This is a genomic window from uncultured Campylobacter sp., assembly GCF_937997405.1.
Classification (GTDB): Bacteria; Campylobacterota; Campylobacteria; order Campylobacterales; family Campylobacteraceae; genus Campylobacter_B.
Map to the genome: position 1 here is coordinate 1 of NZ_CALKTL010000027.1, position 21,471 is coordinate 21,471.

Consider the following 21,471-nt stretch of genomic DNA (forward strand, 5'->3'; position numbering starts at 1 on the left):
AAATCGACGAAGAGATCATCAGGACCTTTTTGTATCACATCGACCTTGAGGAGCAAAGGTGGCAGGAGTATAAAGAGCACTAAACTTGCTCAAATTTACGAGCAAGCTTAGGCAGATGCTTTAAATTTAGGCTCTATTTACCTTGTCCACCCGCACGAACGCCCAGTGCATAAAATCGCGTTCTGGCTCGTATTTGCCGCTGTTAAAATACTCCGCCAGCCGCGCCTCCTCAGCTTCGCTTAGCTCGCCGCCAAGCCCCCAGCGCGTCTTTTGGATGAGTTCCTCGGCACTCGAAGCAGGACCTGCATGACACCTGGCTTTGATGTAGCTAAGGCTCGGCAAATAACCCATTTGAAACAAGATGTTTAAAAGATATACAAAGTCGGGCTTTTGCTCCACCTTGCGCCCTATCGCGCCCAAAACGTCCTCGTCTACGAAGCTGCCGCCTACCTTAAACATGATGTAAAGCGATTTTTTGGTCTTTGAAAGAAGCTTACTAAGCGCGGTTTTTAGATCGTCCACTTCAAGGCAGCGCGAGGCCAAAACCACGTCGCACTCAGGCACGTCCGACCAGTCGTCCTCAAAAGCTTTTTGCGCGAATTTAACGTTTTTAACGCCGTAAATTTGAGTGTTCTTGCGGGCGAATTCAAGCATCTTAGGCGAAAAGTCGTAGCCGTAAATTTGATCTACTTTTTTGGCCGCCAGCACGCTTAGCGCGCCCGCGCCGCACGCAAAATCAAGCAGCGTGGAGACGTCCATAAAATCAACCTTGTCTATAAACTCGCGCGCGTAGGCGCTTTTCATCACGCCCTCGTTAAAGCTGGGCGCCTTTTTGTCCCAGTCCGCGGCAAATTTTTTGCCAAACGAGCTTCTTGCCTTTTGCGCCTTATAAAGCGCGTCAAAGTCGATTTCATCGTAGTTTGAAGCCAAAATCATAATTATCCTTTCTAAAATTTTGCGAGCAGATCGAACCGATTTTTCGTTAAATTTTAGCGCAAATTTATACGCCACGCCCAAACCCGCCTGAAATTTCAAACCGCCCGGCGAGAAATACTAAGGCAAGCCCACCCCTGCGTATTTTATATGCTCGAAATTCTTTAAATTTTCACCGAACGATCGAAGCTAAATTTTAGAAAGTCCGCTCATAAATCAAAATTTTAGTCTGCCACCTGCGCTTGTTTGCTCCGCCTTTAAATTACCGCTCAAACTTATTGCGAGGCCTCCAGCCTAGCCGCTATCACCTTTTGCATCGCTTGATTTTTCTTGTTTTTGGCTAAAATTTGCAGCCTCCTTTTGCCGATGCGTTTGTCGGCGGCCTTTAGGATATTTGCAAGCCCCATTCATCGGCACCAAAGTGCTTTGCAAACAGTTCATCTTTGGGTGTGTCGATATATTCGCGAATAAGCTCGCCGATGTCGCTTATGTCGTTACCATACGGATAAATTTTCGTTAGAGCGCCCTGTGCTAGGCTTTTTACGCCGCCGCTTTTTTGCACGAAATCTTTCGGGTAGTCAAAAATAATCTCACCCGCAAGCGTGATAAAATATCGCGGCAAATCCGTGCTGCCGCGCCTGCTTTGCATCCTATAAACCGTGCAGTGGAGCTTAAAATCAATGTTTTCATCCACGAGCTCGTAAAGCCGTTTTTGAAGCTTGCTTCAACGTTTCATTTTGCCCCCTTATCTATTTGTCGCCTCTTGCGGTTTCGCGCGTAGCTTTTGCCGCCCTTTGCGACGATCGCACTTGAAAGCTGCGCGCCTTTTCTATTTTTTGAAAATCCGCTTTGTAAAATTCTGCCACGCTAAACGCTCTCCCAAAATCTAGACTCCGTCTTGATCGCGCCTCGGTTTTTATCGCGTAAAATTTGCAAAAATTCTTTAAAGTTTGGCGTAAAAATCGAAGCGGCGGGCGCAAATTTATATTCGCTCGCGCCGTCTTGCTCGGGCTTGTCCGCGCCGCCAAGTTCAAGCTCGCTCGTGCCACCTGCAAAGCGGATCCGCCAAATCCTAGCATGATTTATCCGTATTTTTGTGACTTCAAGCGCTAAAATTTGCTCAAATTTATATCTCGCCGCGAGCTTTTGTCCGTCAAAAATGTAGATGAAATCCTGATCGAACCAAAGGCTCTCGCACGAGATAAAAAATCGCTCCAGCCAAAAGAAAAACGGTCGCACGGAAAGCCTTTTTACCGCGCTTGCTTCGCTTATCCCATCTATCGCGGCAAGCCGGCGCGAGCTAAGCTTGCGAGGATTGCGCCGAAGGAGCGCCCAAACAATCCCGCCCAGAAGTAAAACGCTAAAAATTACGATTAAAATTTGAATTAAAGCTTCAGCCATTTAAAATTTTAAGTCCTTTTACAAATGCAAATTTCGCCTCCGTATCGCTCCAAAACGAACTTCTGCTAAAATCCGCCTCCGCGCCGTTTGCAAGCTCCTCATAAAGCTTATAAAATCGCCCTTTGTAGGTGCAATCGCTTAGGCAGACGTTGAAAAACGCCTCCGCCGCATCCCTACCGCCGAAATAATAGATAAAGTAGATCGGGCGCAGATCGAAGGCGCTTAGATTTTTGTTAAATTTAGCCACATGCCGCATCATAAACTCCACCGCCTTTTGTTTATCCTCAAAAAGCTCAAAAATAGGCAGCGCGTAGTCCTTGATAGCTGCGCTAATCTCCCGCACGCTGAGCTCAAAGCTAGCGCCCGCTAGCTGCCAGTCGCGAAACTGTTTGCGCGGCGTGAGATGGCCCAGGTGCGATACGAAAACAAGATCGGTCGAGTAGGACAGCTCCTCTTGCATTAGCTTTTTTAGGCGCTTGCAGTAGATCGCGATCTGCGGCAGGATGCTCACGCTGCCTGAGTAATTGCGCATGCTGGAGCCAAAATAAATTTCAAACGAAATCTCCTTATCGCTTGCAAGCTTCGTTAGTTTTTGCCCCTTTTGCGTGGGCTTGAAGTACGTAAAATTTGCCGCGATCTCATTGCAGCCGTTTAAAAATATCTCGCGCGGAGTCATGATAATTTATCGTTTAAATTTAGGCGTTTTGCTCGCTAGCAATTCGGTTTGCTGCTTACATTGCCGCGGCCGCGATTCGCAGCTTGGCGTTTTATCGGCGCGCCGTTTTGCCGCCGAGAAGTTATTCTATGTGCGCAATTTTACCCCAATTCGGCTAAATTTAACGGCGCTACGCGCCCGTAAAATTTATAATCTATCCTCATATCTTTCGTAGTTTATGCCGTAGATTTTATCGATATTTTCGGCGTTTATGAGCCGCTCGCTGCGGCCGAAGGCTAAAATTTCGCCGTCTTTTATAAACAGCGTCAAATTTGAAACGAACTTCGCGTGGCGCGGGTAGTGCGTCGTCTGCACGAAGGTGTAGCCCTCATCTCCCAGCGCTTTTATCATCTCGAGCAGCCTAATTTGATTGCCAAAATCCAGCCCGTTTGTAGGCTCGTCCATAAAGATCACTTTCGCGCCCTGAACCAGCGTGCGCGCGATATACGCCAGCTGCCGCCACTTGAAATTTTGCCTTTTAAGATTCTGTCTTTATATGGATTGCGCTTAGAATTTTATATCGTCGCGTTTTTGAAATTTGTATCGCTGCAAATAAAATTTTATCGAGGTTTAAAATTTGATGCCGTGTTGTTGCGCTGCGTAAAATTTCAATAACGCGCTAAATTTTAAGCGGCGCGTAAAATCAAGCATTGCGCTAAATTTCAAGTTACGCGCCGAATTTAGCTCGCGCGACAAATCAAACGCACCGCCTAATAAAGCGGTATAAAATTTGCTCGCGCGATAAAGCCCGTCCTTCGGGGCCTAGGCGTATAAAATTCTACCCAGGCGGATCATGTTCGAGCCGCATTTGATCGCGAGCTCAAAATCATCGCTCATCCCCATCGAGCAGATCTGCGCGCCGTGCGGCACGAGCGCATCAAAGATCTCGCGGCTCACCTCGAAGCTTCGCGCGATCTGCGCGGGTTCGCTCACGTGCGCTCCGATGCTCATCACGCCGATTAAATTTAGATTTTTGCACTCCTGCTTGATGCGCAAAAACTCCTCCACCGCGCGGTTTTTATCGAGCCCAGTTTTGGAGCTCTCGCCCGCAGCGTTGATCTCCAGCAGCGTATCTAGCGGATAAGTTAGCCGCTTATTTACGGCAAGCGCGAGCTCGCAACTGTTGCAGCTCTGCCACAGCGTCGGGCGCAGAGCGATGAGCTGATTGATTTTGTTGCTTTGCAGCGTTCCGATGAAGTGCCACTTTAGCGGCAGTTCGCGCAGTAGCTCGCTTTTGTGCTTTAGCTCCTGCACTCTGTTTTCGCCAAACGCGATCTGTCCTTGCGAATACAGCTCGCGCACCTCATCCGTGCCTACGTTTTTACTCACCGCGACGAGCTGCACTTCGCCTGCGCCTGCTTTTGCAGCCTCAATGCGCTTTAAAATTTCATCCAGTCTCATTTGTAAAATCCCAAAATTCTAGCGAAATCATTTAGCACCGTAAATATCATCAAAAGCGCCAAAATCCCCATGCCTACGTAGCTGGCACCCACGAATACCCGCTTTGGCACCGGGCGGCGGAAGATGAGCTCAAATAGATTAAACGCGATGTGCCCGCCGTCGAGCGCTGGGATCGGAAAGAGGTTGATGAGCCCTAAATTTACCGATATTAGCGCCACAAGCGCGAGCAGGACCGCCGCGCCGTAATCGACCGCCTTTGAGGTGATGTCCGTAATGGCGACGATGCCGCCCATCTCCTTAGGCGAAACGACGCCGCTGGCGAGCTTTTCTAGACCCACCAAGATGAGTTTTGATGCCTCTACCGTCTGATCCCACGCGAAGCTAAGCGAGCGAGCACCTTTGTGATACAGCGTCACGGTCGCGTTGTAATCGGGCGAAATGCCGATGAGCGGCACTCTTATGCTCTCGCGCCAGATGGTTTTTTTCTCGCCGAGCTTTGGCGTGAGCTGCAGGCTCAGCCGCTCGCCGCCGCGCATGATTTCTAAGCTTAGAGGTGCGGCGGTTACCTGCTTTGAGATATCGTCCCACTCGCGGATCTGCTTGCCGTCGATTGATAAAATTTCATCGTTTAGCATTAGCCCTGCGCTTGCCGCGGCGGAATTTGGCGAAATTTTACCGACCTTGGGCGCGAGCTTTTCGACGCCGATGTAGCCCAGCGCGATGTAGATCAAAAACGCAAGCAGCAGGTTAAAAAACGGCCCCGCAAAAAGTATGATTATGCGCGCGATCGGGCCTTTGGAGTTGTAGCTGTCAGGGTCTGCGCTTACTGCGGCGGGATCCAGATCCTCCTGCCCCTTAAGGCTCACGTAGCCCCCCAGAGGGATCGCGCTGATGGCGTACTGCGTAGCACCGATACGCTTGGTAAAGACCTTCTCGCCGAAGCCCACGCTAAAGACGTTCACCCCCACGCCTAGCGCCCGCGCCACCAAAAAATGCCCCAGCTCGTGGAAAAAGATGAGGAAGCTGATCGCCAGCACCGTGACCATAAAATTTATCGAGTAAAAATAAAATCCGACCGCCAGGATCGCCAGCGTTAAAATTATGCTTTTCAAATTTCAGACCTTTGTAAAAAATGGGCTAAGCTTACTATTATTTTGCAAATTTTAAGCTTAGAAAAGAGATTGTCTAAAAGCTAGCGGTATAAGCATGCTTTAAAATATATAAATTTAAAATTTTTTATTTCGCAATATCGGCAAGACGCAGATAATAATCAATTAGTTTTTGCGTATGATTTTGTTTAATTTCTTTTATGAAATTTTCCATTAAAGTAAAATTTGGATTTCCATTGCCATTGACCGGGAGCGCAATTTTTTCCTTTTTTAAAGCAGTTTGAGAGCACATTTGATTAAAAGAATAACGATCTCCAAAGGACTTATTTAAAATAGATACTATGAAAAATCCAATATTTTGATTAAGTTCAAATTTTGGTTTTAAAATATTTATACGACCATGGGATACTGCATAAAAATTTTTTGGCTGATAAAAACATTTCCCAAACATATCTACACTTAAAGAATTACCATCGAATTTTTCACTTAGCTCATCACAATTTTGCACATACGCAACTATCCCATTATTAAAATTCCCAGAGCTTATTAAAGGATTGTTTCCACTTTGAAGTCTTTTAGCTTGTAAATCACCTTTGGCTAGCAGAATTTCAAACAAATTTGCAAGTTCAAACTCATCCCATTTGCAATTAAGTTTACCAAAAAGACTTGCAGCTATTCGCATAATAGCCTCTTGGATATAATTTGCCAAATGTGAATTCGTAATAAAAACATCGCCGTTAGGCGAATTATTCTCTCTCTCTCTCTCTCTCTCTCTCGAAGGGCAAGCGCGTTATGATATAAAATCAGTTTTTGCATTTTAGCTTCTATACTTTTTATATAATTTTCCATAAAATTAAAATCAATCATATCGTTAGTTACAGGAAGCCTTATGTATGACTTTTTTAAATCGGTACTCGAAATTTGATCATTATAAACGCCATTGAATGATTTTTTAAATAGATTTACCAAAAATAAAGCAGTGTATTTATTAAGCATATATCCTATTGGCTTTAAACTATGAACTTTCATATCTAAACTCGCCTTATACGGATGATAAAAACAAGTTCCCAAAAAAGAAAAAGATTCTTGAACTCTGTAATTATTTGACGACAAATCATTATAATATCCAGAAATGCCATTATTTAAATTTGTCACAGATATTCTTGGAGTTTTTCCAGATTTTAATTCATTTTGTGGTATATTTGCTCCGGTTTCAACTATAAAAATATCTGTTACTTTAAAATTTCTATACTCCAATTTCAAACCTTAATCTTTATCTCGTCATCGTCTAAATTTATCTCACTTCCATATAAAACACTATCCAAAATAGTTTTTTTAAACTCCTTTTTATCGATACCGTTTTCAAAAAGCATATAATCAAGCACGACTTTTTTAAAATCTTGCTCGGTTATCTCAAATTTAGGCTCGGGCATTTTATATTGCAAGCTCTCATTCGGCTTTATCCACTGGCAGCTTTCATCGCCGCCTTGTTTATATATTACATCTACCCAGTAATCTTCAAGTTCTTGCCATTTGCCTTTTAAGTCATGACGTCCTTGATTTTTAACGGTTTCCAGCCCGTCTTCTTTTATATAACAACCAAAAATTTCCTTGTTTCCTTGCGGCTCATGCGCTTTAAATATAAAAATCGATGTTTCATTCGCGCCTTTCATGCGAGCAAAAACTTCTTTTGGGAGTTTGATGATTTTTAAAAGAGAATGTTTTTTGAGCCATTTTAAAACTTGTTTGCGACCCACTTCAAGTTTATTGCTTGGTAATAAAAACGCGCAAATCGCGCCATCCTCAACATTATCAAGTACGTTTTTTACTATTTTTAAGCAACCAAATTTATTTTCATAAGGTGGATTCATCAAAACTTTTGTGATATTTTTGCTTTTTATCCATTCGCAGGCTGCCTCGCTTCTAGCATCGTCATGAGTCAAATTGGTTTTCCCGTCTTTATGGATTAACATATTCGCACAAGCTAGAGCAAATAGCTCTTTATCAAATTCTATTCCAAAAAGTCTATCATTTTGTATAATTTTAACCGCGCTTTCATTGAAATTTCCGCCGACTTCGTTTATCATATTATTCATAGCTTTTACTAAAAATGCACCGCTACCGCAGCATGCGTCTAAAATTTTATCTTTGTAGCTAACGTTCGCGATACGATACATTAGACTTGTAATATGATCCGGCGTAAAAACTTGACCCGCTTCGCTCTTGCCCTTATAGCGAGTAAATTCGTTAAAGAAAATTCCCATAACGTCTTCGCCGTTCCAACTTTCGGCTTTTATATAGCCTGAAATCGAAACAACATCGTCGATAAAGCTATCAATTGCTTTTTGATTTTTTGTGTAGTTAAAACTAATTAAATTAAACTGCTCTTTTATAATGTCTAGCTTTAAATTTAATGCCTTTTGCTCACTATACGAGCTTTCAAGAGTTTTTATGATCTCGCTTTGCAGAGTTGCGAAATCGCGTCCTTTAAGACCGGCTAAATTTGCGCCTTTTCTATCGGCTACCAAAGCGCAAGCTGTAAAAATCATCCTATGCTTTAGGTTGTTGATGCCAAAATTTATATGTAGGTTATCATTTATTGATATAGTACATAAGTAAATTTTAGGCTTATCTATACTGCTCTGAGTAAATAGCTTAAGATAGTAATCTTTGCTAAAAAGCTCACTATCTTCTCTATAAAATTTATCGTTTTTATAAATTATTGCTTCGTTGCCATTATATAAAATACCTATTACTTGATTGTATTTGCTTCTTGTTATGTTTATATATTCTTGAAGTTGCGGTAAATTTTGATCCAGATTTGAATTCGGCTCATAGGCTTTGGTCTCTAAAATTATGGCAACTTCGTTTATATCGTGCGGAAAATACCAACCGTCGGGCTTTTTATTAACCCCGCTAAAACCAAGTTCATTAAACGTAGTTATTTGTCCGACACCGCTTTTAGCGTATTTTGAATCTTGAAATTTTAGTAATGCTCCAGCATTTTGCCTAATTACATCTTCGCTAACTCTCGAAGTCCCATACATCATAATAATTTTCCTTAATTTTGCCGGTATGTTACTATTAATCTAATGAGCGGCACGCAGATTTTTATCTTACATACACTCAAGGATAAGATCGTATAATTTGCGATCCATCATATTTCATTTGGTTCAAATTTTATTCCAAATTTAAACCAAATTCTAACTCTTTTTCGTAGCCTTAGCATACGCCGCGACGTATTCAAGGCCCGAATATAGCGTCAGTGCAACCGCGATCCAGAGTAGGGCGCTTGCATAAGGCCACTGCATCGTTAGCCAGCCGATAGCGATCATCTGAAATACCGTTTTTACCTTGCCTGCCATCGACGCGGCGACCTCTACGCCGTCGCCCGCCATCGCCACGCGAAGCCCCGTGATGAAAAACTCGCGGATTAGGATCAGATAGATCGCCCACGGACTGGCGCGCCCGATAAACATAAGCCCCAAAAAGCCCGCAAGCGTAAGCATCTTATCGGCGAGCGGATCGATGATGGCGCCTAGCTTGGTCTTCTGGTTCCAAGAGCGCGCGATGTATCCGTCGAAAAAGTCCGTGACGGAGGCGATGACGAAGACGAGCGCGGCGAAATAATCGATCCAGCTGACATGCACCGAGCCTACCATGCCGCCGTTCGCATGGCCTGCTAGTAGGATCAGCCAAAAAAACAGCGGCGCCAGCGCAACGCGAAAGCTCGCCAAAATATTGGGTAAATTTAGCATTATTTAAAGGTCGTTCCGCCGTCGACGATGAAGGTGTGCCCCGTCACCCAGCTAGCCTTGCTCGAGCATAGAAATAAACATGCTCCCGCCAAATCCTCCGGCTGCCCCATGCGTCCTAGTGGACTAAGCTCGGCGGTTTTATCGCGCACCTCTTCGTAGTTCGTAAAGGCCCTAAGCGCGTCCGTCTCGATCGGTCCGCCGCTTACTACGTTTACGCGGATATTTTTCTCCCCAAGCTCAGTCGCTGCGTAGCGCGCCATCGCTTCGACGGCGGCTTTTGCCGTGCCGTGGCCCGCGTAGTTTTCGATATAAACTAAATTTCCCGTGGAGCTAAGCGAGATGATCGAGCCGCCGCCTACCGCCTCCATGCGTTTTGCGGCTTCTTGCGCGCCCACGACGAAGGCATTTACGGTCGCCGTAAAGATATTGTTGATACCGCGCGGCTTTAGCCTCATAAATTTCGTGTATCCGCCCGCGACTGCGCGACCAGAGATGATGGCGTTTGAGATGAAAAAATCCACTCGCGCAAAATCCTCGTCAATCTTGGCAAAGAGCTCCTTGTATGTCTCGGGCTCTAAGATATTGAGCGCATAAGCGCGCGCCTTGATGCCGTAAGTCTTCTCAAGATCGGCTGCTTGCGAAGTCGCTAGCTCCTCGTTGGAATTATACGTAAAAGCGATATTCGCCCCCGCAGCTGCGAATTCTAAAACTATCGCCCTGCCTATGCCTCTCGTGCCGCCGCTGATAACTAGCGTTTTTCCTTTAAATTCGTTCGTCAATTAAAATCCTTTGATAGTGTATTGTTTCATTACGTTTTCTATTTTTTTGAGGTTTTCCGCGCTCGGCTCGCAAAGCGGCAAGCGGTACTCTAAGCTCGGCGCGAGGCCCGCGATATACATCGCCGCTTTGATCGGGATCGGATTGCTCTCGCAGAATAAAATTTTATTGATCGCGTAGAGATCGTCGTTGATCTGCTTGGCTTTTAAAAACTCATTTTGCAGCGCAAATTTCGTTAGTCTTGCCGTGTAATCGGGCAGTAAATTTGCGGTGACGGAGATCACGCCCTTGCCGCCGTTACTTAGGATCGGATAGTTGATCGCATCCTCGCCGCTAAGCACGCTAAGGCGCGGCTCGTGCGCGAGCAGATCGACGCATTTATCGATGCTGCCGCTAGCTTCTTTGACGCCGTAGATATTCTCGCAGTCGTTAAAAAGCTTTATGATCGTATCTGCGGCTATGTCGCAGCCGGTGCGACCGGGCACATTGTAGAGTAGTACCGGCAGATCTACCGAGCTCGCGATCGCCTTGTAGTGCAGATACAGCCCCTTTTGGGTGGGTTTATTGTAGTAGGGCGCTACGGATAAAATTCCGTCCGCGCCGTGAGCCTGCGCAAACTGCGCGAGCCCGATCGCTTCGTGAGTTGCGTTGCTGCCCGCGCCCGCTAGCACCTTAACGTCCGTGCCCTTACACGCATCTACGGCGATCTCGATACAGACTCGGTGCTCGTCGTGCGTCAGCGTCGCGCTCTCGCCCGTGGTGCCTACGGGCACGACTGCGCTTATGCCGTTTGCGATCTGTCTTTTGATGAGCTTAGCGTAGGTCTGCTCGTCGAGTTTGCCCTCTTTAAAAGGCGTGATCAGCGCCGTCATAGAGCCGATTATGACATTTTTATTCATCGTTTTCCTTTCGTAAGATAATGCTTGTGGAGCTTTTAAGGCTTAGATAGGTCTTCATCGCTTTTTTAACCGCGTTTTTATCGAGGCTTTTGATCTCGCGCTCCAGCCTAAATAGCGCGTCCAGATCGCCGCGGACGATGTAGCTGCCGTACATCTGCGCTACCTTGCTAGCGCTGTCTATGGAGTAGATAAGATCACTGCTTAGGGTGTTTTTGATCTTTAGCATATCGTCGTCGCTTATTTTAGCTTTTTTGGCTTTTTCGATCAGCGCCAAAATTTCATCTCTTAGCACCTCGCCGCTTACGCCTTGGTTGCAAACGGCAAAGACTATAAATAAATTCTCATCCTTACCGCTCATATCGTAGATGTTGATCTGATTGGCGAGTTTTTTCTCATCGACCAGCACGCGCTGTAAAAGCGAGCTCTTGCCGCCGCTAAGATATATATCCATCGCTTTGATCGCCGCGGCGTCAGGGTGGTTAAACGGCGGGATTTTAAAGGCGACTGCAACGATTTGCGCCTCGCTGTTTTTGTAAATAATGCTAAGCTTCTCGCCGTCCTGCGCTGGCTCGGTGCAGTGAAGGTACGGAATTTCGCTTTTGTTTTTTACCGGAGCGAAGTGTTTTTTGGCCGCATCAAACGCCGCCTTTTCGCCGATGTCGCCGGTGATCAGCAGCACGGCGTTTTGCGGCTGATAAAATTTAGCGTGAAATTCCTTGATGTCTTTGATGCTCCAGTTTTCGATGTCCTTGCGAAAGCCGATCGGCGTCCAGTGGTATGGATGATACAAAAACGCGGCGTTGTAGAGCCTGAAAAATAGGTATCCGAACGGATCGTTATCGGTGCGCCACAGCCGTTCCTCGAGCACGACCTTGCGCTCGGGCTGAAATTCTTTGTCTTTGAGGCTTAAATTTTGCATTATGTCGGCGTAAAGATCCAAGCAGACCTCTAAATTTGAGCTCGCGCACTTGATGAAGTAGTGCGTGTAATCAAAGCCCGTACTTGCGTTATTTACGCCGCCAAAGCCCTTTACGATCGCGTCGAACTCGCCCGCCTTGCGATTTTTCGTGGATTTAAAATTTAGATGCTCCAGCATGTGCGCGATGCCGCTTTTGCCCATCGTCTCGTCGCGCGAGCCGACGTTGTAAAACACGTCCACGCTGATGACGCCGCTGCCTTTATTCATCGGGATGTGATAAATTTGAAGTCCGTTTTGCAGCGTGATTTTCTTAAATTTCGAAAACATTAATCTTTTTTCGCCTTTCGTTTTTTGCTTGAGTTTTGCTCTGCGTCTTGGGTGCCGCCCGCTTCTTTGACCTCTTTGGCCTCTTTAATCTCTCTGGTCTCTTTAGCCTCGGCATTTTTAGTTTTGGCGCGGCTTTGCTTTACGTTTTTGACCTTAGAACTTTTGCTTTCTGCGCTATTTTTCGGCGCGGCTTTAGGCGCGGCTTTAGTTTGAGAATTTTTACTTTCTATGTCGTTTTTTGACGCGGCTTTAGTTGCGGTTTTATTTTTCGACGTGGTTTTAGTTTTGACAGTTTTGCTCGCCGTGCCGCTTTGTTTTGCGTTTTTGACCTCTAAATTCTCGCTCTTTGCGTCGCTTTTCGAGAGATTTTTAGCTTCGGTGCCCTTCTGCTGCGAGGTGTTATTCTGCACGGCGTCTTTTTGCGTAGCGTCGTTATCTTTCGCAGTATCTTTTTGTGCGGCGTCTTTTTGCGTAGCGTCCTTTGAAATTTTACCGCGTTTAGAGTTTACGCCGCTTTTTGAAATTTGACTTTGTTTTTGATCCGCACCGTTTTTGGAAACCCTTTTTGAAATTTTATCTGGCTTCTCATCGGTGCCGTCTTGCTTTGCGCTTTTAGCCTCTAAATTTTCGCTTTTTGCGTTGCTTTGTTTTGTATTTTTAACCTCAGAAATTTTGTTCTCCGCGCTACTTTTAATCTCTGAATTTTCGCTCTCCGCACCGCTTTGTTCGATTGATCTTTGATCCGTCGTGGTATCTGCGCTTACCAAGGCGTTTAAATTTGCCGAAGCGTCGGAATTTTCGTCCGCTTCGGAGTTTGAGTTCGTTTGAGCGATCGAAATTTCATCTGTTTGAACGGCAGGAATTTCACCCATTTGAGCGCTTAAAATTTTGCTTTCACCGTCGTTTAAAATTCCGTCCGCATTCTTACTTTCGGGTGCGTTTGAAATTTCGCTCATTTCCTCGCTTTTGCTCGCACTCGAAATTTTATCCGTTCTGGCATCCGCCTCTTTGTCTTCGCAAGCGCGCAAATCTGCGCCGTTGCCGAGATTTTCCGCCTGATCGCCTCTGATGCCGTATCCTTCGCCCGCGCGAGTTTTTAAATTTACCCCGACCGCCTCGCTTACGTTATTAAAGCCGTCTGCGCGCAAAAGCTCCGCCAGCCCCTCGTTGATCGATTTTGCGACGAACGGGCCTTTGAAGATAAAGGCGGTAAAAATTTGAACCAGGCTCGCGCCCGATTTGATGCGCTCGTAGGCCTCTTGCGCGCTGTCTATGCCGCCGCAGCTGATTAGGATCGTGCGGCCGAAGAGCTCGCGAGCGACCTGTGCGAAAAGCTTTCGCGATTTTTCGGTGATTAGCCTGCCGCTTAGGCCGCCGAAGTCCCTAGCGTTGGGGCTTAGCGAATAATCGACGCTCGTGTTGTTTATAATAATGCCGCTTGCGCCGCTTTGCACCGCGCACTCGCACAGCGCGATCGCCTGATCCGCGCTCATATCGGGCGCCAGCTTTAAGACGAGCGGCCTGTTCGTGATCTTTTTCATCGCTCCAATCAGCTCGCTTATGAAGCTGTTTTCTTGTAAAGCGCGCAGATTCGGGGTGTTCGGCGAGCTTACGTTGATGATGAAAAAATCGCAAAGCTCGTTAAATTTACGACCCAAGGCTTCGTAATCGCTTAGCGCGTCCTCGTTCGAAGTGGCTTTGTTTTTGCCGATATTTGCGGCGATCGGGATTTTAAAAGGATAAATTTTTCGCACGCGACGCTCGATAACATCGGCACCTTCGTTGTTAAAGCCCATCGCGTTTTGAATGCTCTGCTCGCTAACGAGGCGAAAAAGTCGCGGCTTTTCGTTGCCGCTTTGAGGACGCGGCGTAAAGGTGCCAAAATCGATGTGCCCGAAGCCAAGAGCCGCCAGCGGCGCGATCATCGTGGCGTTTTTGTCGAATCCGCCCGCGATACCTACGGGGTTATCAAAGCTTAAATTCCATATATTTTGAGTTAAAATTTCATCTTTATAAACGCCGAATTTTGCCAAAGCCTCAAGCCCGCCCGGAGTCGCATAGAGCGCGCGAAGTCCGAATTCTGCGATCTTATGAGCGGTTTCTGGATCAAATCGAAAAAAGATTTTTTTCAAGGTATCGTAATTCATAATGTTTCCTCAAATTTTGCATAATGGTAGCTAAAATTTAATTAAATATAGATAAGGAATTCGCGCCGTATTTGCAATCTGCGGCGGTTAAATTTAATTTTAGAATTACGCGCCGAAATGCTGCGTAAAATTTCTACGGCTCGCCACGCCGATCTGAATTTACGCAGAAGTTCAAATATGTGCGGCGCAAATTTTATAAATTTAGCCCGCCCGGGTACGTGCCGAAACGCGCGGCGTCCGTAGCGCGGCTCGCGATGGCAGGCATCGCCGCGATTTTATCCTGCGCCAATCTGCGCTCAATCCCGCTGAAGCTAAATTTTAAAACTTAAAGCGTCTTGCTCGCGCCGTTTGAGCTTTAGCGCGCGTCTTTGTCAGCGAAGGCAACGATCATCGTGCCCAGAGGAATGATCGCAACGCCCAAGATAATCGCCAGCGGATTTAGCAAAGACAGCTTGGCAAGCAGGTAGATCGCCGCCACGAGCGCCGCGTAAGACAAAATTTTAAACGGAGAGAAAAACGCCCCCGCAAAATTGCTCCGAACCTCGCCTCTTTTGCGCTCATCATCCCAATCATCGACGCTGCCGTCCGCGCCGTCGAAATCATCATTTGATCCGTCGCGCGCGCTGCTAATCCCGCCCCCAAAATCGCTCGTACCGTCGCTCCGCTCGTTGCTATCTACATCGCCGCCACGATTGCCGTTAACTGTGCCATCGCTATGATTGCTGCGATCTGCGCCGCCGCTCTGCTCGCCGCTATCTAAGCCGCCCCTCAGATCGCTGTTCGCTGCATTTTTCAAGTCGTCGCAACGCTCGCCTATGCCGTCTTGCGAACTATCGCTAGCTTCGTCGTTTATGCCGCCGTGTGAGTTGCTACAAGTCGCGCTGCCATTCATATTAAATTTATCGGCGGCGTGTCCTAAAGCGGTCGCGTCGTAAGCGGAGGTTTCGTTGCGACTGCTCTTGGTGGACTTTATGTTGCACTCGGCAGCGGCGGGTATGTCGCGCTCGGCGGTAAAATTTTCGGTATCTTCGTCGGCGGTAGAGTTTGTGGCACATCCAGCGGCGGCTTCGTCGTGCAGGGCGCGGCTATCGCCGTTTTCGACGCGGGTCTCGCCGCTAGTAAAATTTACCGCGCCTTTGGAATTTTGAGCATTTAAAATTTCAGCGCCTGAATTTAGATCGCTAAAGCTTTTGCTCTTTAAAATTTCATTGCCGCAAACTTCGCTATATAAAATTTTATCGTCGCCGCTCGCGCCACCTAGGTTTTCGCTGCCAAAGCTTGCGGAATTCGTATCGTTTGCGGAAGTTTTGACGTTCATAAAACCGGTGGAATTTTTAGAGCTTTGCCGCAAAATTTCATCGTATTTGCCGGCTCTGAGCTCATCTTCTATTTTGTTTCGGTAAGCGCGAAACGAAAAATATACCGCGCCGAATGCGCCCAAAAATCCAGCCTCCAAGCTAAGAAGCCACGCAAGCGCCCGCACGCCGAAAGAGCCCGAGCCGAAAAATCCTGCGCCGCAAAGCGCTAGCCCAAGCAGGACAAACGCCGCGTTTAGCGCGCAGTATATGAGCAAAAATCGCCTATTCAATCTCGCTCATCCCATTCATCGTCGTCGTCGAAATTTTTCGGATCCGCCTTGTATTTCGGATCGTTCTCAAGCTCCTTTAGGCTCGAATTTAGCGCCTTGCACGCGCGGTAAACGTTTAAAAACGCCGCCGCGATGCCGATAGCGATGCCAAGCCAGAGCAGAAGCAGCGAGCCCGTGAGGTGTCGCAGCCCAAGCCCGATCGCTACGCCGATGCCGATCGCTACGACGATTGAGATGCCTAGGCTGATGTCGCAGGCGCCCTTTACGATTTTGTTTAAATTTTTCGTTACTCTCATCTAAAATCCGTAAAATTTTAAAATGTAGCCCTTAAAGCGCCGCCATCGCTTCATCCGCGGCGTTTAGCGCAAAGTCGATCTGCGTTTCGTTCATCGTGGCGCAGATAAAGCCCGTCTCAAACTGACTAGGTGCCAAAAATACGCCGCGCTTAATCATCTCGCCGTGAAATTTCGCAAAGCGCACGGTGTCTGCCCGCAAAGCGCCGTCATAGTCGCGCACCTCTTCGTCTGCGAAAAAGTATCCGAACATCGAGCCTACGCAGGCGGTTTGCAGCGCGATGCCACGGCGCTGCGCTATAGCGCAAAGCCCGTCCGTAAGCCTACGCGCCAGCTCGCCGAGCCTTTCGTAAAGGCCGCTGCTAGCGTAAATTTTACTTAGGCTGGCGATGCCCGCAGCCATTGCGACGGGGTTTCCGCTTAGCGTGCCCGCTTGATACACCGCTCCTAGCGGGCTTATCATATCCATGATTTCGCGCTTGCCCGCAAACGCCGCCACGCTCATGCCGCCTCCGATGACCTTGCCGAATGTTACCAGATCGCCGCGGACGCCGTAGATACCGTAGCTACCCAGCTCGCTCGCGCGAAAGCCGCTCATTACCTCGTCGATTATAAGCACGATCTTTTTCTCGTCGCACAGCGCGCGAAGCTCGGTTAAAAATTTGGGATCCGCCGGCACCAAACCCATGTTTCCTGCGATCGGCTCGATGATGATCGTGCCGATGTCGTTTTGCGCTAGGACGTCCTTTACGCTTTGTATGTCGTTGTATCTGGCTAGGTAGGTGTTTTTTGCGATATCCTCAGGCACGCCCGCGCTGCTTGCGTTACCGAAGGTGCTCGCACCGCTGCCCGCTTTGACGAGCAGACTGTCGCTGTGACCGTGGTAGCAGCCCTCAAATTTTAAAATTTTATCCCGTCCGCTAAAGGCGCGCGCAAGACGGATCGCGCTCATCGTAGCCTCCGTGCCGCTGCTGGTAAAGCGGATCTTATCTAGGAAATCGAAATTTTTTAGCACGAGCGAGGCAAGCTGCGTCTCAAGCGGGCTGGATGCGCCGAAGCTTAGCCCCTTTTTGGCGGTTTGCACGACGGCGCGCTCGATGTCTGCGTCGGCGTGACCGAAGATGAGAGGACCCCAGCTCTGCACGAAGTCGAGATATTTTTTGCCCTCGACGTCGTAGATATACGAGCCCTCGCCGCGATCCACCATAAAAGGCTCGCCGTCTACGTTGCCGAATGCTCGCACAGGCGAATCGACGCCGCCCGGGATAAGTTTTTGCGCTGCTAAAAATTCGTCGTGATTATTCATTTTTTCTCCTTCTTTTTGGGTTGATTTATCGATTTTATATATTTGTAGATGATGATGATCTCGTTTTGCGTCAGGAAGTAGCTGGGCATCACGTCGCGCGAGCTGCTGATCCCGTCGGCGAGCTCCTGAAGCGAGAGATTGTTGATCGGCGGTGCGTTTAGGGCGCGCTCGTAGTAAGCGCCTGCGGTGCGGTTAAATTCTTTATACGTCGCGATTAGCGAGCCCTCGCCCTTTTCGCCGTGGCACTTGTCGCAGCCGATGCCGCGGGGGTTTTTATACAGCATCGCGCCGTACTCCTCGTCGGTGATAAAGCTCTCGGCTTGTGCGCCGCGAGGCAGAAAAAATAATGTCGCGGTTAAAAATAGCGCTAAAAATATGAAATTTCGCATCTTCTCGTTTCGAATTTTTGGCGCAATAATATAAAAAATGTGCTTAAATTTCATAACGTCGCTATATTTTCGATCCCCTCGAAATAAAAAACGTTTAACTCATCCTGCCTGCGGTAAAGGAATTTTAGCCCGTGCGCCTTGGCGATGTTATCGACGATGTAAAGCCCCAGGCCGAAGCTTTGCTTGGCGTTAGTGCCCTTGACGAAGGCCTCTTTGTAGTAGCCAAAGTCCTTCTGTAGTGGCTCGCCTAAGGTTATGAAGTCCATCGTCTCAGCGTTTAGTCGGATTAAAATTTTACCGTCTGCGGCGTATTTTACGGCATTGTCGATTAAATTTTTCACCGCGACGCAAAAGAGCTTTAGATCTACGTTTAAGCTCAGGCCTAGCGGATTTTGCAGTGTGACGCAGCCGGGCTCGATCATCGCGATACTAAGCGCTTCTTTTAAAATTTCATCTGCGGGAAAAATTCCGCATTCGACTAACGCCGTGCCCGCAGTCGCGCGCTCGACTGCCGCAAATTCGTTGATTAGGCTCTCCAGCCGCTCAAAGACCGAGATGAGACGTTCCTGATTTTTACCGTGCTCAATCATCTCGACGGCGATGCGACCCTTTGTGATGGGAGTTTTGAGCTCGTGCATTATGTTTCGCAAAAACAGATGGCGTGATTCGTTAAGCTTATTTATCTGCGTGACCGCTTCGTAAAATGCGTGCGAAACCTCGGAAATTTCGTCGTTTCCTACGCTTACGTCCTTGATTTGAAGATCGCCTTTAGCAAATTTATCGATCTGGCGCTTAAGCTTGCGAAGAGGGCGAATTTTACGGATGATGAAGATATACGCAAGCAGGATGATCACCAAAATGACGCCGTAGATCGCTTTGAAAATATCGTAGCGATAGGGCTGATAATCCTTGTCGTTTAAAAGCCGCGTCTCGCCAGCGTGAGTGATTTTTAGATAGTGCTTACGTTTAAAAAGCAGGATATCAGCAGAGCCGATGTCTGCGGAGATGCTGTCTAAAATTTCAGCGCCTTTAATGATCTCATCGCGCTTGGCTTCATCGCGGATGGTCGAAAACTCGAAATTTGCGACCTGCCGTTCGTATTCGACATCGCTGATGAGCTTACTCATCTGATATAGGTTCGCGCGCGCAACGATGGAGTATTTGGAGTTTAGCTCGCGAGTGTAGTTTTGCTGATCGTAGCCGATTAGCCAGAGTAGCGCGAGCGAAACGCCCACAGCGGCGAGCGCGAAGATGAACGTGATGGTGTAAAAAATCGACGATTTTACTTTCATTAAATTTATATGATCCTTAAATTTTTAAAATTTCAAAGCTTTGAAGCCGCGGGCTTGCTTTGCTTTGGCGCGCAGACCGGCTTACGGCTCATTCGGCTTTAAATTTACGGCGCGTCTTAAAGGCACGGCGCGTAAATTTTAAAATTTTATCGCAAAGCGGGGCGCTTTTAAATTTAACATCCGCGCTGCTTTAAATTTTAAAATTTGCCCCTTCTCGCTGCCCTTTGCTCTGCTTTTACAGCTCGTTTTTGCCCGCAGCGCCGATTTTGCCGAAATTTACAACGATAAAATTCCACGCCCATTTAAAATCGCACGCCAAATTTATAACTATAAAATTTTATCGTAAAATTTTAACGCTTCAGTTGCGGCGCCTTAAATTTAAAGGACAAAATCGCGCGGAGTTTGTACTTGCGCTTTAAATTTCGCCGCACGGGCATCTATTAAATTTAGAGCCGCGAGCATTTAAATTTCATCGCGCAAGCTCGTCCGGCGCAAGCCCGTTCATTGTATCAGCTTATAGCCTACGCCGCGGATAGCGTGGATGTAGCTGGGTGCCTTGGATGTTTCGCCAAGCTTTAGGCGGATGCGGCCGATGATGACGTCGATGCTTTTGCTTGAGGATTCCTCGCTTATGGAGCTGCAGTTGTAGATGAGCTCCTCGCGGGTGATCGCGCCGCCTTCCTTTTTGATGAGATACGAAAGCACGTCGTATTCGGCGATGGTGAGCGACAGGGGTTGTCCTTTGAAGCTGATGACGTGGCGGAAATCATCCACTTCGAGGTCTTTTTTCGGCTTTGCGGCGCGCTGGATGGAGTTTATGTCGTAGCGCTCGATGTGGCGCTTGATGCGCGCTAAAAGCTCTTGCGGATTATAGGGCTTTGGCAGATAATCGTCCGCACCGAAGTCAAAAGCGTTGATCTTATCGGTCAGATCGTGGCGGGCGCTTGAGATTATGATCGGTATATCGGTGTTTTTGCGGATCTCTTTGCAGACCTCAAGTCCATCCATCCCAGGAAGCGTGAGATCTAAAATCACGAGGTTGAAATTTTCTAAATTTAACTTAGAAAGCCCCAAAAACGGATCGTCCGCGACTGTAATATCGATATCGTATTGCTGCAGATATTCGCTTAAAATTTCTGCGAGTTCTAAATCGTCCTCTATCATTAAAATTTTAGTCATAAAAAAGCCTTTGAAATTTTGCGCGGATTATAACAAAATATAGTTTATATATTTTAAAGCGGCAAATTTGGGCGAAATTTTATAAAAATGAAGCGGGAGGGGAAGAAATTTTGAAATTTTTCGAAATCTAGCAAAATTTCAAAAATCAGCCCCAAAAATATGGCGAGATTTTAAAATTTAAAGAAGCAAAATCTGAAAAATTGACGAATTTGGGCTAAATTCGGCTAAATTTTGCCGATTTTTGCGTTTTTTTCTTAAAAAACTATTGTATTTTTTGCGAAACTATTGTAGAATACCGCCCAAGCCACTTTATTTTAAAGGATTAGCATGAAAAAAGCTGATTTTATCCAGGTAGTTGCCGATAAGGCAGGTCTTTCTAAAAAAGATACCGTTAAGGTAGTTGATTCTGCACTTGAGGCTATCAAAGAGCTTTTGGTAAAAGGTGATGACATAAGCTTCATTGGCTTCGGATCTTTCGGTATTGCAGAGCGTGCAGCTCGCGAGGGTAAAGTTCCTGGCACAAACAGAACTTATAAATCTCCTGCTACTAAAGTAGTAAAATTTAAAGTCGGCAAACAGCTAAAAGAGGCTGTTGCAGCTGCAAAAGGCAAGAAGAAAAAATAATTTTCTTGCTCCAAGCCCCGTCTTCGGGGCTTATCTTTTTTAAATTTATACAATCAAAACTTTTTTAAAATGCCCGAGTGGTGAAATTGGTAGACGCACCAGACTCAAAATCTGGCGAGGGCGACCTCGTGTCGGTTCGATTCCGACCTCGGGCACCATAAATATTCTTTAAATTTTATCCGTAATTTCAACTGCCTTTTGCAAATTTCAACTTGCTATAAAATTTTTTATACTATTATTACTGCGGTATTTCTTTAAAAGAGGCAATTATTTATGATACGTAAAATTCTTATTGCTAATCGCGGCGAGATCGCGGTTCGCATTATTAGAGCCTGCAGAGATCTGCATATTAAAAGCGTTGCGATCTATACCAAACCCGACATCGATTGCTTGCACGTAAAAATCGCCGACGAG

23 protein-coding genes, 1 tRNA gene and 1 pseudogene are annotated in these 21,471 nt (G+C 46.8%); 3 read left to right on the forward strand and 22 right to left on the reverse strand.

The window, feature by feature from the left end:
• Window positions 1–126 precede the first annotated feature (126 nt).
• The 22 genes and pseudogenes from Q0372_RS01365 to Q0372_RS01470 all read right to left on the reverse strand — a co-directional run bounded on the left by Q0372_RS01365 (window position 127) and on the right by Q0372_RS01470 (window position 20,433).
• Window positions 127–1,035: a class I SAM-dependent methyltransferase gene (locus Q0372_RS01365; protein ID WP_298101614.1), complete on the reverse strand. Its 909-nt coding sequence runs from the start codon at window positions 1,033–1,035 to the stop codon at window positions 127–129.
• A gap of 173 nt (window positions 1,036–1,208) precedes the next feature.
• Window positions 1,209–1,340, reverse strand: a complete 132-nt coding sequence (locus tag Q0372_RS01370) for a hypothetical protein (RefSeq protein WP_298101617.1) — start codon at window positions 1,338–1,340, stop codon at window positions 1,209–1,211.
• Window positions 1,319–1,627 (reverse strand): hypothetical protein, encoded by a 309-nt coding sequence (locus tag Q0372_RS01375; protein ID WP_298101620.1) that lies wholly within the window; start codon window positions 1,625–1,627, stop codon window positions 1,319–1,321. The genes Q0372_RS01370 and Q0372_RS01375 overlap by 22 nt, the downstream gene beginning before the upstream one ends.
• Window positions 1,628–1,800: 173 nt before the next feature.
• Window positions 1,801–2,334, reverse strand: coding sequence for a hypothetical protein (locus Q0372_RS01380; RefSeq protein WP_298101622.1), 534 nt, complete (start codon window positions 2,332–2,334; stop codon window positions 1,801–1,803).
• A complete protein-coding gene (locus Q0372_RS01385; RefSeq protein ID WP_298101624.1) occupies window positions 2,327–3,010 on the reverse strand; it encodes a hypothetical protein in 684 nt (227 codons plus the stop codon). Before Q0372_RS01385 ends, Q0372_RS01380 begins: the two co-directional genes overlap by 8 nt.
• A gap of 186 nt (window positions 3,011–3,196) precedes the next feature.
• Window positions 3,197–3,463: an ABC transporter ATP-binding protein gene (locus Q0372_RS01390; protein ID WP_298101626.1), complete on the reverse strand. Its 267-nt coding sequence runs from the start codon at window positions 3,461–3,463 to the stop codon at window positions 3,197–3,199.
• A gap of 348 nt (window positions 3,464–3,811) precedes the next feature.
• The gene (locus Q0372_RS01395; RefSeq protein WP_298101629.1) at window positions 3,812–4,450 is read right to left on the reverse strand and encodes a YggS family pyridoxal phosphate-dependent enzyme; all 639 of its coding nucleotides are present in this window, start codon (window positions 4,448–4,450) and stop codon (window positions 3,812–3,814) included.
• Entirely contained in the window at window positions 4,447–5,562 is a 1,116-nt protein-coding gene (rseP, locus tag Q0372_RS01400) for an RIP metalloprotease RseP (protein WP_298101631.1), read from the reverse strand. The genes Q0372_RS01395 and rseP overlap by 4 nt, the downstream gene beginning before the upstream one ends.
• A gap of 124 nt (window positions 5,563–5,686) precedes the next feature.
• Window positions 5,687–6,268 carry a restriction endonuclease subunit S gene (locus Q0372_RS01405; protein ID WP_298101635.1) on the reverse strand — a complete coding sequence of 194 codons (582 nt, stop codon included), beginning with the start codon at window positions 6,266–6,268 and terminating at the stop codon, window positions 5,687–5,689.
• The gene (locus tag Q0372_RS01410; RefSeq protein ID WP_298101640.1) at window positions 6,232–6,816 is read right to left on the reverse strand and encodes a restriction endonuclease subunit S; all 585 of its coding nucleotides are present in this window, start codon (window positions 6,814–6,816) and stop codon (window positions 6,232–6,234) included. Before Q0372_RS01410 ends, Q0372_RS01405 begins: the two co-directional genes overlap by 37 nt.
• Before the next feature lie 2 nt (window positions 6,817–6,818).
• Window positions 6,819–8,609 carry an N-6 DNA methylase gene (locus Q0372_RS01415; RefSeq protein WP_298101643.1) on the reverse strand — a complete coding sequence of 597 codons (1,791 nt, stop codon included), beginning with the start codon at window positions 8,607–8,609 and terminating at the stop codon, window positions 6,819–6,821.
• A 153-nt stretch (window positions 8,610–8,762) separates the two neighbouring features.
• On the reverse strand, window positions 8,763–9,320 hold the full coding sequence (gene pgsA / locus Q0372_RS01420; RefSeq protein WP_298101661.1) for a CDP-diacylglycerol--glycerol-3-phosphate 3-phosphatidyltransferase: 558 nt from the start codon (window positions 9,318–9,320) through the stop codon (window positions 8,763–8,765).
• Window positions 9,317–10,096 carry an enoyl-ACP reductase gene (locus tag Q0372_RS01425; RefSeq protein ID WP_298041675.1) on the reverse strand — a complete coding sequence of 260 codons (780 nt, stop codon included), beginning with the start codon at window positions 10,094–10,096 and terminating at the stop codon, window positions 9,317–9,319. The genes pgsA and Q0372_RS01425 overlap by 4 nt, the downstream gene beginning before the upstream one ends.
• On the reverse strand, window positions 10,097–10,993 hold the full coding sequence (gene dapA, locus Q0372_RS01430; protein ID WP_297946499.1) for a 4-hydroxy-tetrahydrodipicolinate synthase: 897 nt from the start codon (window positions 10,991–10,993) through the stop codon (window positions 10,097–10,099).
• Entirely contained in the window at window positions 10,986–12,239 is a 1,254-nt protein-coding gene (locus tag Q0372_RS01435; RefSeq protein ID WP_298101647.1) for a pitrilysin family protein, read from the reverse strand. Before Q0372_RS01435 ends, dapA begins: the two co-directional genes overlap by 8 nt.
• Before the next feature lie 1,094 nt (window positions 12,240–13,333).
• A pseudogene (locus Q0372_RS01440) lies at window positions 13,334–14,386 on the reverse strand (quinone-dependent dihydroorotate dehydrogenase); the annotation flags it as partial.
• A 355-nt stretch (window positions 14,387–14,741) separates the two neighbouring features.
• On the reverse strand, window positions 14,742–15,959 hold the full coding sequence (locus Q0372_RS01445) for a hypothetical protein (protein WP_298101651.1): 1,218 nt from the start codon (window positions 15,957–15,959) through the stop codon (window positions 14,742–14,744).
• 11 nt (window positions 15,960–15,970) lie between these two features.
• Entirely contained in the window at window positions 15,971–16,270 is a 300-nt protein-coding gene (locus tag Q0372_RS01450; RefSeq protein WP_297901176.1) for an AtpZ/AtpI family protein, read from the reverse strand.
• Window positions 16,271–16,301: 31 nt separating this feature from the next.
• Window positions 16,302–17,573, reverse strand: a complete 1,272-nt coding sequence (gene hemL / locus Q0372_RS01455) for a glutamate-1-semialdehyde 2,1-aminomutase (RefSeq protein WP_298101653.1) — start codon at window positions 17,571–17,573, stop codon at window positions 16,302–16,304.
• Window positions 17,570–17,962, reverse strand: coding sequence for a cytochrome C oxidase subunit III (locus Q0372_RS01460; RefSeq protein ID WP_298101655.1), 393 nt, complete (start codon window positions 17,960–17,962; stop codon window positions 17,570–17,572). The genes hemL and Q0372_RS01460 overlap by 4 nt, the downstream gene beginning before the upstream one ends.
• A 50-nt stretch (window positions 17,963–18,012) precedes the next feature.
• A complete protein-coding gene (locus tag Q0372_RS01465; RefSeq protein WP_298101658.1) occupies window positions 18,013–19,254 on the reverse strand; it encodes an ArsS family sensor histidine kinase in 1,242 nt (413 codons plus the stop codon).
• A 501-nt stretch (window positions 19,255–19,755) separates the two neighbouring features.
• The gene (locus tag Q0372_RS01470; protein WP_005870247.1) at window positions 19,756–20,433 is read right to left on the reverse strand and encodes a response regulator transcription factor; all 678 of its coding nucleotides are present in this window, start codon (window positions 20,431–20,433) and stop codon (window positions 19,756–19,758) included.
• A gap of 327 nt (window positions 20,434–20,760) precedes the next feature.
• On the opposite strand from Q0372_RS01470, the gene Q0372_RS01475 reads away from it, so the two are divergent.
• The 3 genes from Q0372_RS01475 to Q0372_RS01485 all read left to right on the forward strand — a co-directional run.
• A complete protein-coding gene (locus tag Q0372_RS01475) occupies window positions 20,761–21,057 on the forward strand; it encodes an HU family DNA-binding protein (protein WP_291937435.1) in 297 nt (98 codons plus the stop codon).
• Between the two features lie 71 nt (window positions 21,058–21,128).
• A tRNA-Leu gene (locus Q0372_RS01480) sits at window positions 21,129–21,215 on the forward strand.
• Window positions 21,216–21,330: 115 nt separating this feature from the next.
• Window positions 21,331–21,471: biotin carboxylase N-terminal domain-containing protein (locus Q0372_RS01485; protein WP_298101666.1), on the forward strand; the 141-nt coding region annotated here is incomplete at its 3' end.